The following is an 8,449-nucleotide window of genomic DNA, read 5'->3' as shown; positions in this document are numbered from 1 at the left end:
GGCAGCTGGCTGTGCATTGAGGAGAAAAAGAGAAGAAGAAAAAAGAAAAAGGAAGGAAAAGGATTTGGAAAAATTCCCAAACATGAAAATCCTAAAAATTTGAAAGGAATATTTTTAAAATTGATTAAAAAGATTTATAAAAGATCAAGTCTTTAAGTTTTAAAATATATATTCAAAATTTATTTAAAACTACCTATATGAAGTTTTAACTCAAAAACATACTAATAGCCATTAATTTTGTTTTGTTAAGCTAGAAGGCAGTTAAAATGAATTAAATGGCATATTATTTTTTACTATTTAGAAATACGCTAATTTTTTTAATTAGCGTATTATGAGAAGTTTTTTGTATATTTTATAAACTCTGTAGATGCCATTGGTTTTGCAAAATGATATCCTTGTACCACATCACATCCTAAAGCTTTTAAAGAGTCATATATTTGTTGATTTTCAACACCCTCTGCAATTGTTTTAAGATTGAGATTTTTAGCCATTTGAATAATAGTTTTAACAATAACTGCATCTTCTTTATCATTTAATATATCTTTTATAAAAGATTGGTCAATTTTAAGCTTATCCACTGCAAATCGTTTTAGATAAGCCAAACTTGAATAACCTGTTCCAAAATCATCAATTGAGAGTTGTACACCTAGTTCTTTTAAATTTTGCACTGTTTTAAGAACCATTTCCACATCATTAATCATAATTGATTCAGTAAGTTCCAATTCCAAAAATCTTGGTTCTAATCCTGAAGAAACTAAAGCATTTTTTATTACATCAACTAAGTTTCCTCGCTTAAACTGTACAGCTGATATATTTACAGCAATTGTGATGTTTATTCCTTCTTTAGACCATAAAACTGCTTGTTTACACGCTTCATTTAAAACCCATTCTCCAATATTGACAATAAGTCCATTTGCTTCTGCAATAGAAATAAAATCCAAAGGAGGTATCATACCCATTTCAGGATGTTTCCATCTAATAAGTGCTTCAGCACCTATAATTTTATTTTTATTAAAATCAATTTGAGGCTGATAATGTAATACAAATTCATTATTCAATATAGCATTTTTTAAATCATTTTGAATCTTAAATTCTCCAATTATATTATATTGCATCTGTTTTGTAAAAAAATGGTAAGTATTTTTTCCAAACTCTTTAGCCTTATACATTGCAGCATCTGCATTTTTAAATAAACTTTCAAAACTCTCTCCATGCTCAGGATAACAAGCTATTCCTATTGATGCAGTTGCAGATACAAAATGAGAACCTACTTCAAACTGTTTTTCAAATTCTAAAATAAGTTTTTCAACTATACTAATAATTTCATCTTTACTATTTACATCAGGTAAAATGATTAAAAATTCATCTCCACCTTGCCTACTTATTGTATCAGTTTTTCTAAGTACATTTTTTATTCTTGAAGCAACCGCTTTAAGTACCATATCACCTACTGAATGTCCCATTGAATCATTAATAGTTTTAAATCCATCTAGATCAAAAAATATAAGACCAATTTTTGAATTATTTCTTTTTGCTAAAACAATTGCCTCTTCTGTTTTATTAATTGCAACTAAACGATTTGGTAAGCCAGTTAGAGCATCATGATGTGCCATATGTTCTATTTTATTTTCGATTGTTTTTTGTTCTGTAATATCCTGAATTGTACCTATTAAACGAAGAATATTATTCTCTTCATTATAAATACTTTTCCATTTTTCATGTACATACTTAATTTTTCCATTGGCAAGTAAAAGACGATGAACAATATCGTATTCAGTTTTATTTTTAAGAGATTCTACATAAACTTTATCTACAAATTCTCTATCTTCAGGATGAACAAAATTAAAAAAATATTTATAAGAAAGATTATTTTCATCTGGATTTATTTCAAAAATACGATAAACTTCCTCACTTAAATGAAGTTGTAAACTAGGAAATTCTAATTCCCAACTCCCTACTTTTGCCATTTTTTGTGCTTCTTTTAGTCTTATTTCATGCTCTTTAATATGTGTAATATCACGTCCTATTGCTAAAACAGAGATAATACCTTTTTCATCTATTTCTGGAACAATACGTATATGACTTGTAATAAGACGTCCTAATTTATCAGTCCAAGTTAACTGAAAATTGTCTTCTAATCCAGTTTCAAATACTCTTTTTATCTTTTCTTCATATTTTATAGCATTTTCAGAATTGTTATGTGAAGTTGGTTTTATACCGATAAGGTCTTCTATATTAATTCCAGATATTGCTGCAAATGCAGGATTTGCATAAAGCCTTACACAATCTTTATCATATCTTGCAATAGTATCTGGAGTTTGTTCTGCTAAAGCTCTAAATTCTCTTTCTCTTTTAGAAAGGGTTTCCTCTAATCGTTTTTTTTCTGTAATATCACGACCAATACAAAGTACATTGATAACTTGACCATCTTTACTAAACTCTGGAACAAGATGAATATAACCAATACAGTTTTCACCCTTATAATTGATAAAAGATATTTCTCCTTGATACTCTTTAGCTGTTTCAAAAACATTAAGTAATAGTTTCTCAAAAACTAAAGCATCAGTTACAGGAGTAATTTCAGATGGTTTTTTCCCAATTACATCTTTAGATAACTGACCAAACATTTGTTCAAAGGCAGGATTAACATAAGTTCTGCAACACTCTTTATTAAACCTTGCAATGGTATCAGGAGAGTTTTCTACAAGTGTACGAAACTCCTCTTCTTTTTGATGCAATAATTCATCTTGTTTTATTCTTTTAGTAATATCACGTCCAATACCAAGAATACTAATAAGCTCACCCTCAGAATTTTTCTCCGAAATAAGCTTAACTTCATGGGTTTCTATTTCTGCTTTGTCATTAAGTAAAGTTTGAAATACAGTTATTGAATCATTTCCTGATTCAATAAGATAAAAAAGTGCGTTAATAACTTCTGTATGATCAGGCAAAAGAGTAGTTATTGATTTACCGATAACTTCAGATACAGACATTTGAATAGTCTGTTCATGGGTTGTATTGATGTATAGATAACAACCTTTTGTGTCCCAACGAGCAATATTATCTGGAATATTATTCGTCATAGTATGGTATTCATGTTCTTTTTGTGCTAAAGCTTCTTCTTGGGTCTTACGTTCCGTAATGTCCAAAATTGTACCAATTTGACCACTAATATTACCTTCTTTATCACGATAAACTGCTTTATGAAACATCACATCATGATTGTTTCCTTTAACATCTCGTAATTTTGCTTCATATGTTTGAGTAGTACCTTGTCGAAACAGTTCAGCATCTGCATCAAAAAAGACTTGTGCTTGTTCTTTAGGGAAAAGATCAAAAACCCCTTTTCCTATTAGCTCTTCTTTAGTTTTACCATAAAATTCTTCAAAAGCTTTATTAAAACCTTTATACCTAGTTTCTGTATCTTTAAAAAAAACTGGTACAGGAATAGCATTTAGAAGTGAATCAAGGAACTGGTTTTGTTCTAGCAACTTCTCTTCGTGAGCTTTGAGTTTAGAAATATCACGAACAATTGCAAGAACATAAGACATACCATTATATTCAAGATAGTTACTACTTACTTCCATAGGAAAAAGAGTGCCGTCTTTTCGTTTATGTTCACGTATTGCAACTACCATTCCTTGTTTTTTAATATCTTTCCAACGCTCTTTCCACCACTTAATTGAAGAAGTTGGATCAATATGGATAATTCCCATGGTAAGAAGTTCTTCTTTACTATAACCCAAAGCACAACATGCTGCTTCATTTACATAATGAAACATTGAATTCTCATCTATAAGATATGCCGCTTCATTTATTTTATCTAAAGCAAAATTTTTAAGAAGTAATTGTTCTTCTTGAGCTTTTTTTTCTGTCACATCGTAAATTTCAGATAGTATACACCATTCTCCATTGAGTTCTATCAACGTTGCAGATAAAGAAGCATTTCTAACTGTACCATCTTTTCTTTGGTACAGAAATTCAAAATTTTCTATTTTTTCAACTGTTTGTATCTCTTTAAAAAACCGATCACGCTCCTTTTTATCTACCCACAAAGAAATATCAGGAGACTCAATAATCTCATCTCTAGTATAACCTGTAAAACTAATAAAACTACGATTTACTTCAATAAATACAAAACGCTCAAGGGAATAAATCGATAAAGCAACTTGACTTTCATTAAATATCAAAGAGTGTTTCGCATCCATTTCATGAAGTATTATTTTAGTTTCTTTATCTTCTGTAATATCTATATTAAAACAACTTACACCTATAACATCTCTTTGGTCAGAGAAAATTGGAGAATAAAAAATACGCCAATACTTTCTAGAAAAGCTATCTTCTTCATAATTACTTTCAACTACAAAACTATCTCCCAATAAAGCTCTATCTATGTGTTTTTTGACAAGTTCTTTATCACTTTTTGAAGGTATTAACTCAAGTATATTCATACCAAGCTCAATCTTTTTTCCCAAAATATGAAACATACTTCTTTCATATTTATCATTAAAAGTAAGGTATCTATATGAAGCATCAAATGCACAAATTCCAATATCAAAAGAATTCTCAAAAATTGCCATGTGTAAGTTGTTGTTAAGATAGTCAGATTTAATTGTTTGGTTTAGTTCGATAAATTTTTGCTCTTTTTTCACTGCTGAATTAAGTTCTTGTTTGATTTTTTGTAGATTATAATTACTAACATCAAAGATAGTTATAATACCTTTTTTAACTTTATTATTTTCAATCTTAATTGGCATAATATCAATAAGTAACTCAACAGATGAAGCATCTTTTTTTAGATGAGTTGTTAAAAAAATACTTTTTTCATCAGTTTTTAATTGAGATATACACTTAGAGTTAAAAAGCCTATTTAATGGCATTTCAATAAGTTCATCTTCACTATAATCACAAATACAAGTAAAAGTTGCATTTACAATTTCAAAACTATCATTTACAAAATCATAAACTGCAATACCCATTTTTGAGTTTTCATAAATAGATTTCAATATTTGTTTATCTTCTTTTGCTAAATCAATACTCATCTGCTAAATCCTAAAAATTAATTAGATATAAATTCTATCAAAAAGTTGGTCACATTTCAGTCACATATGAAGGATAACTATTACTTATTTTACTTGTGTTTAATCAAATCTGTAATTTGTTCTAAAGTTAATGTCTTACTTGCTGCACCAATATTCAAAGCTTCTTTTGGCATACCAAATACTACGCAACTTTCTTTGTCTTGTACATAAGTTTTGGCTCCTCGCTCTAACATCTCTTTTAATCCTAAAGCTCCATCACTACCCATTCCTGTTAGAATAATACCAATTGCATTATCTCCTGCTTCATTGGCTAGTGACCTAAAAAGTATATCTACACTTGGTTTATGGCGACTTACTTTGGGACCATCTTTAAGTTTAACAACATAACTATTTGAAATTCGTTTGACTGTTAAATGCTTATCACCAGGAGCTATTAGTACTCGTCCATTAAGAAGTTTATCCCCATCTTCTGCCTCTTTAATATTAAGATGACAAAGCATATTAAGCCTACTTGCAAAACTTTTGGTAAAACCAGGAGGCATATGTTGTACAATTACTATAGGTGGTATATTTGTTGATGTAATTGGTGTAAGAATTTTTTCAATAGTTTGAACTCCACCAGTAGATGAACCAAAACCTATTATAGTCGTAGTTTTTATATTTGATTTTTTAACTAAACCTAATACTGCATCTGCATCTTTTTTCTCTTCAATTATAAACTCATGTTTACTTTTTTGTTTACTTATTTTCGAATGACTTGCATTTATTACAGTATGGATAAAGGTTTGCTGATACTCTTTGAAAAAAGATTTTACTCCTATTTCAGGTTTTTGAATAATATCTACTGCTCCTAGACTAAGTGCTTCTATAGCATTTTTACTACCTTGCCCAGCAACAGTTGAACAAATTATTACAGGTAAAGGATTTTCAGCCATTAATATTTTTAAAAAATCCAAACCATTCATTTGAGGCATCTCAATATCAAGTATTAAAACATCTGGAAAACCAAATCTTTTAAACTTTTCCATCGCAATAATTGGATTACTTGCAATACCTAACAAAGTAAAGTGAAACTCATTTTGAACAAGTTCAGCTATTGCTTGTCTTACAATAGCTGAATCATCCACAACAAAAATCTTGATTTCTTTCATTAAAATTCTTTTATATAGACTGTTGGTCGAACTTGTTTTAAAGCATTTGAAATATTGTTTAAACTTTCACTATGCCCTATAAATAAATATCCACCTTTTTTTATTTTAGGAATTATATTTTTTATAATTTTTTGTTTCATTGGCATATCAAAATATATCAAAACATTACGCAAAAATACAATATCAAAAGGCTCAATAAAACTAGGAATAGGTTCTATTAAATTAACTTGACGAAATAGTGTTTTACTTTTCAAAGTGTCATTTATCATAAAAGAACCTTCATATTTTCCAAACCCCTCTAAACAATACTCTCTTAAATATTGTCTAGGTATTTTTTCACTAAACTTCATTGGATAAAGTCCATTTTCAGCTCTTTTTAGTACTTCAGTATTAATATCAGTACCTACAACACTATATCCATACTTTTTAATTTCGTTAGAAGATTCTAATATCATAGCTAAGCTATATGCTTCTGCTCCTATGGAACTAGCTGCACTCCAAACACGTAAATGTGATTTTTGTTTAGGAATAATCTCTTTTTCAAAAAATTTAAAATGTTCAATTTCACGGAAAAAATATGTTTCATTTGTAGTAATCAAATCTATCATGATTTGTATTTCATCTATATTTGAACTAATATAATTATGATATTCATTAAAAGTTTTACAACCAATAGTCTTAATATGCTTGCTAAGACGATTTTCAATTAAGGTTTTTTTTTCTGCTTTTAAAAAAATACCACTTTTATCATAAATCAAAGATTTTATCTTTTCAAACTCTATGTCTTTAAGTGGTATTTTGTAAAAGATTCCATTATTCGCGTGCAAATTCTTGTATCCGTTTTTCTAATTCTGCAGTATCTGGTTTACTAATTACCCAATTAGCTCCTAAATCTTTAGCTTTGTTACTTAAAGAAGTATTTGCCATATTGGTATGTACTATAAAAGGTACTATTTCATACTCTTTATGTTTTTTTAACTCTGCTAAAAATTTCAACCCATCCATTATCGGCATCTCAATATCTGAAACAATTAAAGCAATTTCATCAGGGCTTTTACTTAATAAATAATCATAAGCCTCTTTACCATTTGCAAAAAGAGAATACTTTACTCCCATTTTTGTAAGTAAAGAAGCAATATTCATCTGAATAATTTTGCTATCTTCAGCAATTACTATCTCTTTTGTAATATTTTTTGTTTGAGTAACTTTTGATATTACACTTTCATTATTTTTTTCTATATCTGGAAAAATATCAAATAACATTTTATCTGAATCAAATACAGAGCAAAGCCTAGATGAGCCATCAACTATAATTTCACAGATGTAAGCCGTTTTAGGATCTCTATCTGAATTATTATCTAATTTTTCTGCATCTATATTTAAAATTGTTACTACATTTTTAATAACAATTCCAATTCTTCTACTACCATAATTACATACCATAACTAATTCATACTCATCAAGAGATTTTTCACCTCTTCCAAGCCATCTATCAAAGAGTACTATCGTATTGATGTTATCTCTAATTTTAGAAACACCCAAAATAATACTATCTGAAGCAGAATTTTTTGCCATGCTAATACTATCAAAAACGATAAGTTCTTCAACCTTAGCTACATTTATAGCAAAAAGTTCGTCATCACAATTTCTAAATACAACATATTGACTTGAAGCATCAGCATTACTTGTTACAAGTCTAATTAACTCATCATCAATATCAGAATAGATATTATTGTCTTGTTCATTATGTTCTTCAAGCATTAAATACCCCTAAATCTTTTTTATTCTCAATCCGACCTAACTCTTCTAAAGATAAAAGCGTATCTAACTTTAGTACTATGACAAATTTCCCATCAATCATTATAATTTTTTCAATAAAATCTTTTCTTATTTTTGCTCCAAAATCAGGACTTTGACGATTGTCTATTTCAGTTATTTGATGTACTTGATTTACAGCATCTATAATAAGTCCTACTTCTGTAGTATCTCCATCAATTATTGTTTCAACTATCACAATACTTGTTTTTGCAGATGGAATATTTGCATCCATTCCAAATCTAAGTGAAAGATCAATAATAGGAATTACACTACCTCTTACATTAGTTACACCTTTTACAAACTTTTGCATCATTGGAACACGAGTAATTTCAGAGTACTCAATAATCTCTTTTATCTCCATTACAGACAATGCAAAAATTTCATCCTTAACAATGAAGGTCAAATATTGACCTCCTTGTAGTGTTTCAGACATCTCTG

Annotated in this window: 5 protein-coding genes; all 5 read right to left on the bottom strand. The window is 28.8% G+C overall.

Annotated elements, in window-relative coordinates; genetic code table 11:
* Nucleotides 1–329: 329 nt before the first annotated feature.
* Nucleotides 330–5,042: a PAS domain S-box protein gene (locus tag ACQY5W_RS10030; protein ID WP_428024825.1), complete on the bottom strand. Its 4,713-nt coding sequence runs from the start codon at nt 5,040–5,042 to the stop codon at nt 330–332.
* Between the two features lie 89 nt (nt 5,043–5,131).
* Nucleotides 5,132–6,193, bottom strand: a complete 1,062-nt coding sequence (locus ACQY5W_RS10025; protein ID WP_428024824.1) for a protein-glutamate methylesterase/protein-glutamine glutaminase — start codon at nt 6,191–6,193, stop codon at nt 5,132–5,134.
* Nucleotides 6,193–7,020 carry a CheR family methyltransferase gene (locus ACQY5W_RS10020; RefSeq protein ID WP_428024823.1) on the bottom strand — a complete coding sequence of 276 codons (828 nt, stop codon included), beginning with the start codon at nt 7,018–7,020 and terminating at the stop codon, nt 6,193–6,195. Before ACQY5W_RS10020 ends, ACQY5W_RS10025 begins: the two co-directional genes overlap by 1 nt.
* On the bottom strand, nt 7,007–7,954 hold the full coding sequence (locus ACQY5W_RS10015) for a chemotaxis protein CheV (protein ID WP_428024822.1): 948 nt from the start codon (nt 7,952–7,954) through the stop codon (nt 7,007–7,009). The genes ACQY5W_RS10020 and ACQY5W_RS10015 overlap by 14 nt, the downstream gene beginning before the upstream one ends.
* Nucleotides 7,947–8,444 carry a chemotaxis protein CheW gene (locus ACQY5W_RS10010; RefSeq protein WP_428024821.1) on the bottom strand — a complete coding sequence of 166 codons (498 nt, stop codon included), beginning with the start codon at nt 8,442–8,444 and terminating at the stop codon, nt 7,947–7,949. Before ACQY5W_RS10010 ends, ACQY5W_RS10015 begins: the two co-directional genes overlap by 8 nt.
* Nucleotides 8,445–8,449: the final 5 nt, after the last annotated feature.

The organism is Arcobacter sp., from assembly GCF_050300555.1.
Lineage (GTDB): Bacteria > Campylobacterota > Campylobacteria > Campylobacterales > Arcobacteraceae > Arcobacter.
Note: the sequence above shows the minus strand (reverse complement) of the source record. Positions and strands in the feature narration are given on the sequence as shown.

Coding starts and splice junctions, on each gene's coding strand:
- ACQY5W_RS10030 (WP_428024825.1), bottom strand. CDS start 5,042: ATGAGTATTGATTTAGCAAAAGAAGATAAACAAATATTGAAATCTATT.
- ACQY5W_RS10025 (WP_428024824.1), bottom strand. CDS start 6,193: ATGAAAGAAATCAAGATTTTTGTTGTGGATGATTCAGCTATTGTAAGA.
- ACQY5W_RS10015 (WP_428024822.1), bottom strand. CDS start 7,954: ATGCTTGAAGAACATAATGAACAAGACAATAATATCTATTCTGATATT.
- ACQY5W_RS10010 (WP_428024821.1), bottom strand. CDS start 8,444: ATGTCTGAAACACTACAAGGAGGTCAATATTTGACCTTCATTGTTAAG.